Annotated in this window: 10 protein-coding genes; 6 read left to right on the top strand and 4 right to left on the bottom strand. The window is 72.3% G+C overall.

Annotated features, from left to right (window positions below):
• Positions 1-113: 113 nt before the first annotated feature.
• Positions 114-512, top strand: a complete 399-nt coding sequence (locus A8W25_RS08115) for a DUF3040 domain-containing protein (protein WP_067158170.1) — start codon at positions 114-116, stop codon at positions 510-512.
• Between the two features lie 534 nt (positions 513-1,046).
• Here A8W25_RS08115 and A8W25_RS08110 read toward each other — a convergent pair.
• The 4 genes from A8W25_RS08110 to A8W25_RS08095 all read right to left on the bottom strand — a co-directional run bounded on the left by A8W25_RS08110 (position 1,047) and on the right by A8W25_RS08095 (position 6,756).
• Positions 1,047-3,446 carry a transglutaminase TgpA family protein gene (locus A8W25_RS08110; RefSeq protein WP_079126021.1) on the bottom strand — a complete coding sequence of 800 codons (2,400 nt, stop codon included), beginning with the start codon at positions 3,444-3,446 and terminating at the stop codon, positions 1,047-1,049.
• Positions 3,443-4,852, bottom strand: a complete 1,410-nt coding sequence (locus A8W25_RS08105; RefSeq protein WP_067158164.1) for a DUF58 domain-containing protein — start codon at positions 4,850-4,852, stop codon at positions 3,443-3,445. The genes A8W25_RS08110 and A8W25_RS08105 overlap by 4 nt, the downstream gene beginning before the upstream one ends.
• Complete coding sequence (locus A8W25_RS08100; RefSeq protein WP_067158161.1) at positions 4,852-5,862, bottom strand: AAA family ATPase; 1,011 nt, start codon at positions 5,860-5,862, stop codon at positions 4,852-4,854. Before A8W25_RS08100 ends, A8W25_RS08105 begins: the two co-directional genes overlap by 1 nt.
• Before the next feature lie 330 nt (positions 5,863-6,192).
• Positions 6,193-6,756 (bottom strand): beta-class carbonic anhydrase, encoded by a 564-nt coding sequence (locus A8W25_RS08095; protein ID WP_420708455.1) that lies wholly within the window; start codon positions 6,754-6,756, stop codon positions 6,193-6,195.
• Positions 6,757-6,802: 46 nt separating this feature from the next.
• On the opposite strand from A8W25_RS08095, the gene A8W25_RS08090 reads away from it, so the two are divergent.
• The 5 genes from A8W25_RS08090 to murD are packed head-to-tail and all read left to right on the top strand — an operon-like array spanning position 6,803 to position 14,157.
• Complete coding sequence (locus A8W25_RS08090; RefSeq protein WP_067158158.1) at positions 6,803-8,575, top strand: peptidoglycan D,D-transpeptidase FtsI family protein; 1,773 nt, start codon at positions 6,803-6,805, stop codon at positions 8,573-8,575.
• A 14-nt stretch (positions 8,576-8,589) separates the two neighbouring features.
• Complete coding sequence (locus tag A8W25_RS08085) at positions 8,590-10,275, top strand: UDP-N-acetylmuramoyl-L-alanyl-D-glutamate--2,6-diaminopimelate ligase (RefSeq protein WP_067158155.1); 1,686 nt, start codon at positions 8,590-8,592, stop codon at positions 10,273-10,275.
• Entirely contained in the window at positions 10,272-11,678 is a 1,407-nt protein-coding gene (locus tag A8W25_RS08080) for a UDP-N-acetylmuramoyl-tripeptide--D-alanyl-D-alanine ligase (protein ID WP_067158152.1), read from the top strand. The genes A8W25_RS08085 and A8W25_RS08080 overlap by 4 nt, the downstream gene beginning before the upstream one ends.
• Positions 11,675-12,745 carry a phospho-N-acetylmuramoyl-pentapeptide-transferase gene (mraY, locus tag A8W25_RS08075; RefSeq protein ID WP_067158149.1) on the top strand — a complete coding sequence of 357 codons (1,071 nt, stop codon included), beginning with the start codon at positions 11,675-11,677 and terminating at the stop codon, positions 12,743-12,745. Before A8W25_RS08080 ends, mraY begins: the two co-directional genes overlap by 4 nt.
• Entirely contained in the window at positions 12,727-14,157 is a 1,431-nt protein-coding gene (gene murD, locus A8W25_RS08070; RefSeq protein ID WP_067158146.1) for a UDP-N-acetylmuramoyl-L-alanine--D-glutamate ligase, read from the top strand. The genes mraY and murD overlap by 19 nt, the downstream gene beginning before the upstream one ends.
• Positions 14,158-14,168: the final 11 nt, after the last annotated feature.

The following is a 14,168-nucleotide window of genomic DNA, read 5'->3' as shown; positions in this document are numbered from 1 at the left end:
CGGCTCGGATTGGCGAATTGGCGTAGAGGGCGGGTTTCACGGGGGCGATTCCCTGCCTATCCTGAAGGGGCCGCATCCGGTCGCCCCCCGCGACCGACGAGTAGGAGGACTCCGTGCCGCTCTCGGAGCACGAGCAGCGCATGCTCGAGCAGATGGAGCGAGCGCTGTACGCCGAAGATCCCAAGTTCGCGACAGCGCTTGAGGGAAGCGGGCTGCGTACGTACACCCGACGACGGGTCTACCAGGCAGTCGCTGGCTTCCTGGTGGGTATCGCGCTCCTCATGATTGGTATCGGGCAGGGGATCTGGATCAGCGTGGTCGGGTTCCTCATCATGCTCGGCTGTGCCGTGCTCGCGGTCACCGGTTGGCGCAAGGCGCCCCGGCGCGGTGAGCAGCCGGCGGGCGGTGGTGCGGCGGCGCGACCTGCCGCGCGCACCCGTGCACCGAAGCGGTCGATGATGGACCGCATCGAGCAGCGCTGGCAGCGGCGCCGCGACGAAGGCGGTCGCTAGGCCCGGCGGGCCTGCGCTCGGACGTGACTGAGGGGCGATCACCTATGCGGTGATCGCCCCTCAGCCGTGCTCGCTCGGTCTGCGGCCCTGCTCGTCCTCATGCGCCGGACGGGCTGATGGATCGCGCTCCCGGTCGGCGGTCGCGGCCGTCCCGCCGTGCGGGCCATCGCCTCGGCCTGCGGCCTCACTCGTCCTCAATCGCCGGACGGGCTGATTGATCGCCCCCTCGGCCACGGGGGGCCAGCGCGCCGGACGGGCTGGTTGTCGCCCTCTCGGCCGTTGAGGGCCCAGCGCGCCGGACGGGCCGGATGTTCGCCCGCCCGGCGCTCGAAGGGAGATTGGCCCGCCGCCCGGCAGATCTCGCTCGAAGGGAGATCTGCCCGACACCCGGCGGAGCTGACCGTCCGCCTCGGACCCTCGCCCGGCAGAGCCGTTCGTCCGCCTCGGACCCTCGCCCGGCAGAGCCGTTCGTCCGCCTCGGACCCCCGCCCGGCAGAGCCGATCACCCTCCTCGGACCTCCGCCCGTCAAGGCGTCACGCGGAACCCCTCGTAGGCCTCCGTACCAGCGTCTTCAGTCGGGTCGCCGCGCGGGACGTCAGCGCGTCCCATCGCGCCGTCGCCGTCCACACCACCCGCACGGCCGAGCGCGGGGCCAGGTTCGCGCGGAGGCGGGGCCAGGTGGGGAGGGACGCGCGCAGGCCCGTGCGGATGTGGGTCGCGGCCTCCGTGAGGCCCGTGGGGCGATGGGGGCTCGGGGCGTACAGCACCTGCTCCACCGCGCTCGCCGCCCGGTGCACCGACTCCGCCGCCTCGCCGTCCAGCCGGCCGAGCCGCACCATACGGGCCGCCGCCTTGCGCGGGGTCAGCGAGTCGTCGGGGGCGATGCCGTGGTCCCAGGCCGTGTCGATGACCTCCCGCCACACCGTCAGCGTGGCGGTGACCGGATCGGCGTCCGGGTGCCCGGCCCGGGCGAGCCGCCGGGACCGTATCCGCACCCGCCACAGCCAGGGCAGCAGCGGAAGCGCCAGCAGCGCGAGCACGCCGAGGGCCACCGCGGCCACCGTGCCCAGCGGGGTCCCGCCGTCGTCGCCGCCCAGGGGGGCCGCCGGGGCCACCTCGCCGCACTCGTTCTGCTTGCGCAGCTGCGCCGGGCAGGAGGACGAGGGGGACGGCGCCGGGGAGGGCCGCGTCGAGGGGCCCTCGGACGGCTTCACCGGGTTGCTGGGGGAGCCCGACGGGCTTTCCTGCCGGGTGTACTGCGGGGCGGAACCGCGCGAGGGAGTCGGCTCGAACCGGGTCCAGCCCACCCCCTCGAAGTACAGCTCGGGCCACGCGTGCGCGTCCCGCAGCCCCACCGACATCGTCCCGTCCGAGCGCGGCTCGCCGGGCGTGAAGCCCACCGCCACCCGGGCGGGTATGCCCAGGGTCCGGGCCATCGCGGCCATCGAGAAGGAGAAGTGGACGCAGAAGCCCTGCTTGTCCTTGAGGAAGCGGGCGATCGCCTCCGTACCGCTGCCGGACTCCACCTGGGTGTCGTACGTGAACCCGCCCTTGACCGCGAACCAGTCCTGGAGCATGACGGCCCGCTGGTAGTCGGTGGTCGCGCCCTTGGTGATCCTGCGGGCGGTCGTGTTCACGATGCGCGGCAGGGTCTCCGGGACCTTCGTGTACTCCCGCACCAGCGCCGGGGGAGCGGGCTGCGCGGCGGCCAACTGGTCCCCGGTCGGCCGCACCTGGAGGCTGCTGACCTGGTACTGCACGCCCTGGGTGGTCTGTCCCCGGTCGCCGACGAGGGTCCGGCCGACCGGCTCGAAGCGCCAGTGCCCGCCGATGTCGACCTTGGTCGCCGGGTAGGGCATGGGCAGCCAGTTCTGGGTGTACCAGCCAGCGGCCGAGACGCTCGTCCTGATCTCGGCGGTGCCGATCGACGGGCTCAGCCCGTCGGGCTGCGGCAGCACGTCCGGCACGTCCTTGATCTTGCGCTCGGACGACTTCCAGGAGGCCCCGTCGAACTGGTCGAGGGCCACGATCCGCAGATACAGGTCCTGGGTGTCCTGTGCGTTGGTGCGGTAGCGCAGGACCTCGCGGTCCTCGGGCTGGTTGAGGCTGTTCTGGAGCGAGACCAGCGGGTTGACCGCGGAGATGGTGCCGCCTGAGCCGCCCTCCCCGCTGCCGCCGCCCGCGTCACCGAGCAGCCCGGTGCCCATGGCGGGCAGCGCGGCCGGGATCACCAGGGCGATGCCGAGGGCGAGCGCCCCGATCCGGCGGCCGGTGCGGACCGGCGCGAGCGGGCCGCTGTCCGCCTCGAACGGGGTCTGCGGCCGGTCGGACCGGGCCGCCCCGCCGAACATCCGCCCCCACTGCGAGAGCCGGTCGCGGCCCTCGGCGAGCAGGAGCAGCAGATAGCCGGCGGCCGCCAGCAGGAACCACAGCCAGCTCGCCCCGCCGTTCGAGAGCCCCGCGGCCACCGAGTACAGCGCGAGCAGCGGCAGTCCGGCCGGGGCGGCGCTGCGGAAGGTCACGGCCAGCGCGTCCACCGCGAGCCCGATCGCCAGCGTGCCGCCGACGACCATCAGCCGGATGCCGTCGGTGGCGGGTGCCGGGATCGTGTACCGGCTGACGTCGTCGGCTCCCTGCTGGAGCAGCTGGGAGAGATGCTCGAAGGCCTCGGGCCCCGGCAGCAGGCCGATCAGCGCCTGCTCCCGGGCGAACACCAGGGTCAGCAGCACCAGCGTCACCGCCGCCTGCACCAGCACCGTCAGCGGGCGTGCCAGCGGCACCCGGCGGGCGAGAGCGCCCACCCCGGCCTGGAGGGCGAGCAGGAACGCGGCCTGCACGATCCAGGTCGCCCGGTCGACGAGCGGCAGCAGGGAGCACGACGCCATCACCGTGGCGGCGAAGGCGCACAGCGCCAGCCGTCCGCGCCCGCTCATGACCACGCCCCTGACATTCCCGGTATCCCCGATGTTCCCGACGTCCACGAGGCGCCGCCCGAAGCGGCCCCCGTGCCCGTCCGTTCCTGACCCGCCTGCCGCCACAGATCCGCGAGCGGGGCGCCCGGCGGTACGGCGAGCGCCGTCCATCCGGCCTCGCGCAGCAGCCGCAGCGACCGCTCGGTCGCCGCGCTGTGGCCCCCGGGCGGCGGTGAGCCGTGTGTCCACAGATCGCTGTCCAGGACGAAGGCGACGGCCGCGCCGCTGCGCTGCCGCATCTTCGCCGCGACCGCGGCCTGCTCCTCGTCGAGGTCCCCGAAGAACCCGACGAGCAGTCCTTCGTTCCCGCCGCGCAGCACGTCGTACGCGCGCGAGAGCCCGCCGCCGTCGGAGTGGTCCACGACCGCGAGGGTGTCCATCATCAGCCCCGCCGAGTCCGAGGAGTCCTGGCTGGAACCGGCGAACCCGCCCGCCCCCTCGCCCGGCACCGAGCTCCCGGTGTCGGTCAGCAGCCGCACCGAGTAGCCGCGCTCCAGCATGTGCACCAGCACCGACGCCGCGGCCGAGACGGCCCACTCGAAGGCCGAGTCGGGGCCCGCGCTCGCGTACGCGAGGTCACGGGTGTCGAGGAGCACCGTGCAGCGGGCCCGCTGCGGCTGCTCCTCGCGGCGCACCATCAGCTCGCCGTAGCGCGCGGTGGAGCGCCAGTGCACCCGGCGCAGGTCGTCGCCGTGCCGGTACAGGCGCGGGATCACGTCGTCCTCACCGGCCAGCGCCAGTGAGCGCTGGCGGCCGTCGCCGTACCCGGCGGCCTCGCCCGAGAGCCGCACCGGCGGCAGGGGCTCGGTGCGCGGTATCACCGTGAGGGTGTCGTAGGCGCTGAACGCGCGCGTGAGCTCGCACATCCCGAACGGGTCGGTCAGGCGCAGCTGGAGCGGGCCGAGCGGATAGCGCCCGCGCAGGTCGGAACGGACCCGGTAGGACACCTCGCGCTTGCCGCCCGCCTCCACCCGGTCCAGGACGAAACGGGGCCGCGGGCCCAGTACGTACGGCACCCGGTCCTGGAGCATGAGCAGGCCGGTGGGCAGCCGGGAGACGTTGTCGACGCGCAGGTGCACCCGGGCCTCGGAGCCCGCGGGCACGCGCGCGGGGGCGAGGCGCCGGCTGCCCGCGACCCGGTAGCGCGTGCGGTACAGGACGGTCGTGCAGACCAGGGGCAGCACGGCGAGCAGCAGCCCGACCCGCAGCAGATCCTCCTGGCCCAGGACATACGCGCAGATCGCGGCGGCGATCCCGGCGGCCAGGAACGACCGGCCGCGGGTGGTCAGCCCGGACAGGGCCGCCCGGACACCACCCTTCTCGGCGCTCTCCGGATCCGCCCCCGCCGGGGGACCCGCGGCCGCCATCACAGCCGCCGGGTGCCGGGCTGCTGCTGGCCGTAGAGCGGGCCGCCGGCCTGCGGCACGGGGGTGTGCTGGAGGATCTCCAGGACGACCTGCTCGGCGGTGCGGCGGTTCAACTGTGCCTGGGCGGTGGGCAGCAGCCGGTGCGCGAGGACCGCGACGGCGAGCGCCTGGACGTCGTCCGGCAGTGCGTACTCCCGGCCGCTCAGGGCCGCGGAGGCCTTCGCCGCGCGCAGCAGATGGAGCGTGGCGCGCGGCGAGGCGCCGAGTCTGAGATCGGGGTGGTTGCGGGTGGCACCGACCAGTTGCACCGCGTACCGCCGGACGGCGTCGGCGACGTGCACCTTGCGGACCGCGTCGACGAGTTTCACGATGTCGTGCGCGTGCGCCACCGGCTGGAGGTCGTCGAGCGGGGAGACCGCGCCGTGTATGTCGAGCATCTGGAGCTCGGCCTCGGCCGACGGGTAGCCGATCGAGACGCGGGCCATGAAGCGGTCGCGCTGGGCCTCGGGCAGCGGGTAGGTGCCCTCCATCTCGACCGGGTTCTGGGTGGCCACCACCATGAAGGGGCTGGGCAGTTCGTAGGTCTGCCCGTCGATGGTGACCTGGCGCTCCTCCATCGACTCCAGGAGCGCGGACTGGGTCTTGGGCGAGGCGCGGTTGATCTCGTCGCCGATCACGATCTGCGCGAAGATCGCGCCGGGCTTGAACTCGAAGTCCCGCCGCTGCTGGTCGTAGATCGACACACCGGTGATGTCCGACGGCAGCAGGTCGGGTGTGAACTGGATGCGCCGCACCGAGCAGTCGATGGACTTGGCCAGCGCCTTGGCCAGCATGGTCTTGCCCACTCCGGGGACGTCCTCGATCAGGAGGTGCCCCTCCGCGAGCAGTACGGTCAGCGAGAGCCGTACGACCTCGGGCTTGCCCTCGATCACACCCTCCACCGACCTGCGGACACGCTCCGCAGTGGCGGTCAGATCTGTGAGGCTCGCTCGCTCGTCATAGGTCGTCACCCGGCCCTCCTCGGCCCTTCCCCCCGCTCAGGGAGCGGGGGGTTACCCCAGTTGCCTGCGGGCCGGCGCACTGGAAACGGCACGGCCCACCTCGAAATACGGACACCGCGCCCGAGGCGTTCGGACGGATGCCACACCCGCATTCTTGTTGCCGTCGCCGCGTCGTGTCACTCGCCTGTGGATAACTGGAGGGGATATGTCGGGGGTTGCCGTGTTTTTGTCCCTGAAGAGACCCCGAAGAGTCGCCGAAGAGTCTCCGAAGCGAAGCGGAATCGAGTCCGAACCCCGGCGAGTTCGCACCACGCCGGGTCCGGACGGCCTCGGCTCGGACTACTCCGCCGGGTCGATCTCGCGCAGCAGACCGGTGGTGACGTCGAAGACGAATCCGCGCACGTCGTCGCTGTGCAGGAGGAACGGCGAGGTGCGGACCCGCTGCATGGACTGGCGTACGTCCTGGTCGACGTCGCGGAAGGACTCCACCGCCCAGGCGGGGCGCTGGCCGACCTCGTCCTCCAGCTCGTGGCGGAAGTCCTCGGTGAGGGACTCCAGGCCGCAGCCGGTGTGGTGGACGAGCATGACGCTGCGGGTGCCGAGCGCCCGCTGGCTTATGGTCAGCGACCGTATGACGTCGTCGGTGACCACACCGCCGGCGTTGCGGATGGTGTGGCAGTCGCCGAGTTCGAGGCCGAGGGCCGCGTGGAGGTCGAGACGGGCGTCCATGCAGGCCACCACGGCGACGCGCAGGACCGGCCGGGCATCCATGCCCGGGTCGCCGAACGCGTCGGCGTACCGGCGGTTCGCTTCGACCAGCCGGTCCGTGACGGTTCCCCCGTCACGGACCGCGAGGTGGGGGCGGACGGGGGGCTCTGCGGGGCCCCGTATAAGGCTCGGCAGCCCCCGGCCCCGGCTGCGGCTGGTCAGCCTGGGGCTCACCCTCATCATGATCGCGTTCGTGGTCCGGCTGCTCCAGGTGCAGGCGGTCGACGCCAGCGCGTACTCCGCCAAGGCGGAGAAGAACCGGTACGCCAGCTATGCGCTGCCCGCCGAGCGCGGCGAGATCACCGACCGGGACGGCATCGCCCTCGCCGCCAGCGTCGACGCGTACGACATCACCGCCGACCCGTCGATGTTCACGCCGGCCGTCAGCAAGGCCGACGACGCCCCCGAGCAGGCCGCGGCTCTGCTGTCCCCGCTGATCGGCAAGGACCAGGAGGAGATCGCCAAGAAGCTCAAGACGCCCAGGAGCCGCTATGTGGTCCTCGCCCGCCGCCAGACGCCGCAGGTGTGGAACCAGATCAAGGACCTGAAGAAGGTCTTCGCCGAGAAGGCCCGCGCCGACCTGGCCAAGCGCGGCCCCGGCGCCAATGTGCTCGGCGGCGTCTTCAACGAGTCCAGCAGCAAGCGGGTCTACCCCAACGGCGACCTCGCCGCCGGGATACTGGGATACGTCAACGCCGAGGGCCGCGGCGGCGGGGGCCTGGAGTCCCAGCTCGACAAGGTGCTGGCCGGGCAGGACGGCAAGATCACCTATGCCCAGTCCGGCGGCCGCCGGGTGCCCACCGCGGGCACCCACGAGACCCCGGCCGTCCCCGGCTCGGGCGTCGAGCTGACCCTCGACCGCGACATCCAGTGGATGGCCCAGAAGGCCATCACCGACCAGGTCCGCAAGTCCCAGGCCGACCGGGGCTATGTGGTGGTCCAGCGCACCGACACCGGCGAGGTCCTGGCCATGGCCAACGCCCCCGGCTTCGACCCCAACGACCTCACGCACGCCAAGGCGTCGGCGCTGGGCAACGCGGCCGTCCAGGACGTGTACGAGCCGGGCTCCACCGCCAAGGTCATGTCCATGGCCGCGGTCCTGGAGGAGAACGCGGCGACCCCGCTGACCCATGTCACCGTGCCCAACCGGCTGCACCGGGGCGACCGGCTCTTCAAGGACGACATCGACCACCCGACCTGGAACCTGACGCTCAACGGCGTGCTCGCCAAGTCCAGCAACATCGGCACGATCCTCGCCGTGGAGCAGCTCGGCAAGACCGACGCCGAGGCCGACCGGGTCCTCTACTCGTATCTGCGCAAGTTCGGTCTGGGCTCCCCGACCGGCCTCGGCTACCCCGGCGAGACCCCCGGCATCCTGGCGCCGCCGCAGAAGTGGTCCACCTCGCAGCAGTACACGGTCCGCTTCGGCCAGGGCCTCTCGCTCAGCGCCATGCAGGCGGCCTCGGTGTACTCGACGATCGCCAACGGCGGGGTGCGGATCGAACCGACCCTCGTACGGGGCACCAAGGGCCCCGACGGCCGCTTCACCCCGGCCCCGGCGCCCAAGCAGTCCCGGGTGGTCAGCGAGAAGACCGCCAGGACCGTGGCCCAGATGCTGGAGTCCGTCGTCGGGGACGAGGAGGGAACCGGAGTCAAGGCCCGCATCCCCGGGTACCGGGTCGCGGGCAAGACCGGAACCGCCAACCGGGTCGACCCCAAGACCGGCCGCTACCACGGCTACACCGCGTCCTTCGCCGGCTTCGCCCCCGCCGACAAGCCGGCGATCACCGTCTACTGCGCCGTCCAGAACCCCACCAGGGGCAGCTACTTCGGCGGCCAGATCTGCGGACCGATCTACAAGCAGGTGATGGAGTTCGCGCTCAAGACCCTCCAGATCCCGCCGACCGGCGCCAAGCCGCCCCATCTGCCCGTCTCCTTCGGCGGCAACGACTGAATCCGGAACCATCAGTGACAACCATCACCCCGGACCCCGGGAACCAGGGCCGCGACCACCACGCCCCGCCCCCCTCTTTTGGCGACCCGGCGGGTACGCCCGGTACGCTCACCGCCGTGCCACACGCTGATCAGTACCGAACCACCCCGCAGGACGCGCCCGCGCACCAGCCGGGAGCGCCCCGCCCGGACCGCGGCCGCCCGACATCCCTGGGCGAGCTGGCCGACCGGCTGGGAGCCGAGATCCCGGGGTCGGGAGAGGTCACCGGCATCACCCACGACTCCCGCGCGGTCCGTCCCGGCGACCTCTACGCGGCCCTGCCGGGCGCCCGCTTCCACGGCGCGGACTTCGCCGCGCAGGCCGCCGGCCTGGGCGCCGCCGCGGTCCTCACCGACCCGGCGGGCGCCGACCGCGCCGCCGCGACCGGCCTGCCGGTCCTGGTCACCGAGGACCCGCGCGGCGTCATGGGCGGGCTCGCCGCCGAGATCTACGGACACCCCGGCCGCGATCTGCTCCAGCTGGGCATCACCGGAACCTCCGGGAAGACCACCACCGCGTACCTCGTCGAGGGCGGGCTGCGCGGGGCCGGGCACCGCACCGGCCTGATCGGCACGGTCGAGATGCGCATCGGCGACGAGCGCATCAAGTCCGAGCGCACCACCCCCGAAGCCACCGATCTGCAGGCCCTGTTCGCGGTGATGCGCGAGCGCGGGGTCGAGTCGGTCGCCATGGAGGTCTCCAGCCACGCCCTGGTGCTCGGCCGGGTCGACGGCTGCGTCTTCGACGTCGCCGTCTTCAACAACCTCAGCCCGGAGCACATGGAGTTCCACTCCGACATGGAGGACTACTTCCGGGCCAAGGCGCAGCTGTTCACGCCGGAGCGCGCGCGGCTCGGGGTGGTCAACCTCGACGACGAGTACGGCCGCAGGCTGGTGACCGAGTCGGGGATCCCCGTGACGACCTTCTCGGCCGAGGGCCACCCGGACGCCGACTGGCGTGCCGAGGACGTGGACGTACGCCAGGACAGCTCGACCTTCACGGCCGTCGGCCCCAAGGGCGAGCGGATCGTGGCCACCGCCCCGCTGCCCGGCCCCTTCAACGTGGCCAACACCCTCGCCGCGATCGTCACGCTGGCCGTCGCGGGCATCGACCCGCAGACCGCCGCCGACGGCGTGGCCGCCGTGCCCGGTGTGCCCGGCCGCCTGGAGCGGGTGGACGCGGGCCAGCCGTTCCTCGCGGTGGTCGACTACGCGCACAAGACGGACGCCGTCGAATCGGTTTTGCGCTCGCTGCGCAAGGTCACCCGCGGCAAGGTGCACATCGTCCTCGGCTGCGGCGGGGACCGCGACCGGACCAAGCGCGCGCCGATGGGCGCCGCCGCGGCCCGGCTCGCCGACACCGCCGTACTGACCTCGGACAACCCGCGTTCCGAGGATCCGCTCGGGATTCTCGCCGCGATGCTCGCGGGCGCCGCCGAGGTGCCCGCGCACGAGCGCGGCGACGTCCTGGTCGACGCCGACCGCGCGGCCGCCATCGCGGCGGCCGTGGCCCGCGCCGAGCCGGGGGACACCGTCCTGGTCGCGGGCAAGGGCCATGAGCAGGGCCAGGACACCCACGGGGTGATCCGCCCCTTCGACGACCGTGTGGTCCTGCGGGCCGCGATCGAACACCGCCAAGCACAGTCAGGGATGAAGCAGTGATCGCCCTCTCCCTCGCCGAGATCGCCGCAATCGTCGGCGGGCAGTCGCATGACATACCGGATCCGTCCGCCCAGGTCACCGGATCCGTCGTCATCGACTCCCGCCGAGTGGCGCCCGGTTCCCTCTTCGCCGCCTTCGCGGGCGAGCACGTCGACGGCCACGACTACGCGCGCGTGGCGTACGAGGCGGGCGCGGTGGCCGTGCTGGCCGCCCGGCCCGTGGGCGTGCCCGCCATCGTCGTCGACGACGTCCAGGGCGCCCTCGGCGCGCTGGCCCGCGAGGTCGTACGCCGCCTGGGCACCGATGTGGTGGCGCTCACCGGCTCGTCCGGCAAGACCTCCACCAAGGACCTGATCGCGCAGGTGCTCCAGCGGCACGCGCCCACGGTCTACACACCGGGCTCGCTCAACAACGAGATCGGCCTGCCGCTCACCGCGCTCACCGCCACCTCCGAGACCCGCCACCTGGTCCTGGAGATGGGCGCGCGCGGCATCGGCCACATCCGCTATCTCACCGGGCTGACCCCGCCGCGCATCGGGCTCGTCCTCAACGTCGGGACCGCCCACATCGGCGAGTTCGGCGGCCGCGAGCAGATCGCCGAGGCCAAGGGCGAGCTGGTCGAGGTGCTGCCGGCCGACGGCTGCGCCGTGCTGAACGCGGACGACCCGCTGGTACGGGCCATGGCGCCGCGCACCAAGGCGCGCGTCCTGCTCTTCGGCGAGGCCGAGGACGCGGACGTACGTGCCGAGAATGTCCGGCTCACAGAAGCCGGACAGCCTTCCTTCAGGCTTCACACACCCTCCGGGTGCAGCGACGTGACCCTGCGCCTGTACGGTGAGCACCACGTGTCGAACGCGCTCGCCGCGGCCGCCGTCGCCCATGAGCTGGGTATGCCTGTGGACGAGATCGCCCTCGCGCTCTCCGAGGCGGGCACCCTCTCCCGCTGGCGTATGGAGGTCACCGAGCGTCCGGACGGAGTGACAGTCGTCAACGACGCCTACAACGCGAACCCCGAGTCCATGCGAGCCGCCCTGCGCGCGCTCGCGGCCATGGGCAAGGGACGCAGGACGTGGGCGGTGCTCGGTCCCATGGCCGAGCTCGGCGACGAATCGCTCGCCGAGCACGACGCTGTCGGACGGCTCGCCGTCCGGCTCAACGTCAGCAAGCTCGTGGCAGTCGGGGACCGGGAAGCGTCCTGGCTGCAACTGGGCGCATATAACGAGGGTTCGTGGGGTGAGGAGTCGGTGCACGTGTCCGACGCACAGGCGGCCGTCGACCTGCTGCGCAGTGAACTGCGTCCGGGAGACGTCGTGCTGGTGAAGGCATCGCGGTCGATCGGCCTGGAACGGGTGGCACTCGCGCTGCTCGACGGTGGCGTCGAGGGCGAGGTCGCCGCCCGATGAGGCAGATCCTCTTCGCGGGAGCCATCGGTCTCTTCCTGACCCTGGTCGGCACCCCGTTGCTCATCAAGCTGCTCGCCCGCAAGGGCTACGGCCAGTTCATCCGCGACGACGGCCCGCGCGGCCACGCCGGCAAGAAGGGCACGCCCACCATGGGCGGCATCGCCTTCATCCTGGCGACGCTCATCGCGTACGCCGCGACGAAGGTGATCACCAGCGAGGACCCGACCTTCTCGGGTCTGCTGGTGCTCTTCCTGACCGCGGGCATGGGCGTGGTCGGCTTCCTGGACGACTACATCAAGATCGTCAAGCAGCGCTCGCTCGGTCTGCGCGCCAAGGCCAAGATGGCCGGCCAGCTGATCGTCGGCATCGCCTTCGCGGTGCTGGCCCTGCAGTTCGAGGACAAGCGGCACCAGACCCCCGCTTCCACCAAGCTCTCCTTCATCACGGACTTCGGCTGGTCCATCGGACCCGTGCTGTTCGTGATCTGGGCGCTGTTCATGATTCTCGCCATGTCCAACGGCGTGAACCTGACGGACGGTCTGGACGGCCTGGCCACCGGTGCGTCGGTGATGGTCTTCGGTGCCTACACCTTCATCGGGCTGTGGCAGTTCCAGGAGTCCTGCGCCAACGCGCAGACCCTGACCAACCCCAACGCCTGCTTCGAGGTACGCGATCCGCTGGACCTCGCGGTGGTCGCCTCGGCCCTGATGGGCTCCTGCTTCGGCTTCCTGTGGTGGAACACCTCGCCCGCCAAGATCTTCATGGGCGACACCGGTTCGCTCGCGCTCGGCGGCGCGCTCGCGGGTCTGGCGATCTGCTCGCGCACCGAGTTCCTGATCGCGCTGCTCGGCGGCCTCTTCGTGATGATCACCATGTCGGTGGTCATCCAGGTCGGCTCGTTCAAGATGACCGGGAAGCGGGTCTTCCGGATGGCCCCGCTCCAGCACCACTTCGAACTCAAGGGGTGGTCCGAAGTCCTTGTGGTGGTGCGGTTCTGGATCATCCAGGGCATGTGCGTCATCGTGGGTCTGGGTCTCTTCTACGCGGGATGGGCAGCCGACAAGTGAGTCAGAGCTGGCAGGGCATGCGGATCACCGTCGCCGGTCTCGGGGTGAGCGGCATCAGCGCCGCCCGCGCCCTGGCCGGTCTCGGCGCCGTGGTGACGGTCGTGGACGGCGGTGACTCCGGTACGCACCGGGAGCGCGCGGCCGAACTGGCGGAGGAAGGTATCTCCGTCCGCCTCGGGGACGCGTCCACGCTCCCCGAGGGGACCGGCCTTGTCGTCACCTCGCCCGGCTGGAAGCCCGACTCCCCGCTGTTCGCGGCCGCCGCCGAGGCGGGCGTGGACGTGATCGGGGACGTGGAGGTCGCCTGGCGGCTGAGGGGCCCGGACGCGGCCCCCTGGCTGGCGATCACCGGCACCAACGGCAAGACCACCACCACCCAGATGCTGGCGTCGATCCTGCGGGCGGCGGGCCTGCGCACCGCCGCCGTGGGCAACATCGGCACGCCGATCGTCGACGTGGTGCTCGGCGAGGAGACCTACGACGTCCTCGCCGTGGAGCTCTCCAGCTACCAGCTGCACTGGGCGCCCTCGCTGCGCGCCCACTCGGCCGCCGTGCTCAACCTGGCCCCGGACCACCTCGACTGGCACGGCTCCATGGAGGCGTACGCGGCCGACAAGGGCCGGATCTACGAGGGCAACACGGTCGCCTGCGTCTACAACGTGGCGGATCCGGCCACCGAGGACCTGGTGCGCGAGGCGGACGTCGAGGAGGGCTGCCGGGCGATCGGCTTCACCCTCGGCAGCCCCGGCCCCTCCCAGCTCGGCGTCGTGGACGGCATCCTGGTCGACCGCGCCTTCGTCGCCAACCGGCAGAAGAACGCCCAGGAGCTGGCCGAGGTCGGGGACATCGACCCGCCGGCTCCGCACAACATCGCCAACGCCCTCGCGGCGGCGGCCCTGGCCCGCGCCTTCGGCGTGGAGCCCAAGGCCGTACGGGACGGACTGCGGGCGTTCACCCCCGACGCCCACCGGATCGCGCACGTCGCGGACGTGGACGCGGTCGCATACGTCGACGACTCCAAGGCGACCAACACGCACGCCGCCGAGGCCTCGCTGGCCGCGTACGAGCCGATCGTGTGGATCGCCGGCGGGCTCGCCAAGGGCGCGTCCTTCGACGCGCTGGTGCGCAGGTCGGCGAAGCGTCTGCGCGGGGTCGTCCTGATCGGCGCCGAGCGCCACCTGATCGCCGAAGCGCTGGCGCGACACGCCCCCGAGGTACCGGTGGTCGACGTCGGGCGGACCGACACTGGGGCGATGTCCGAGGCGGTCCGCGAGGCGGCCGGGCTCGCGAAGCCCGGGGACACGGTCCTGCTGGCCCCGGCCTGCGCCTCGATGGACATGTTCACCAACTACAACAAGCGCGGCGAGGCCTTCGCGGAAGCGGTCCGTGAACTCGCCGCCGAGCGCGCCTAGCCGGCCGGGAC

Source organism: Streptomyces sp. ERV7 (genome assembly GCF_001653515.1).
GTDB lineage: Bacteria > Actinomycetota > Actinomycetes > Streptomycetales > Streptomycetaceae > Streptomyces.
This window is presented reverse-complemented; position numbering and strand designations above follow the sequence as displayed.

Bases quoted from the DNA above. Each gene is read 5' to 3' on its own strand.
- A8W25_RS08110 (WP_079126021.1), bottom strand. From the start codon at position 3,446: ATGAGCGGGCGCGGACGGCTGGCGCTGTGCGCCTTCGCCGCCACGGTG.
- A8W25_RS08105 (WP_067158164.1), bottom strand. From the start codon at position 4,852: ATGGCGGCCGCGGGTCCCCCGGCGGGGGCGGATCCGGAGAGCGCCGAG.
- A8W25_RS08090 (WP_067158158.1), top strand. From the start codon at position 6,803: ATGATCGCGTTCGTGGTCCGGCTGCTCCAGGTGCAGGCGGTCGACGCC.
- mraY (WP_067158149.1), top strand. From the start codon at position 11,675: ATGAGGCAGATCCTCTTCGCGGGAGCCATCGGTCTCTTCCTGACCCTG.
- murD (WP_067158146.1), top strand. From the start codon at position 12,727: ATGGGCAGCCGACAAGTGAGTCAGAGCTGGCAGGGCATGCGGATCACC.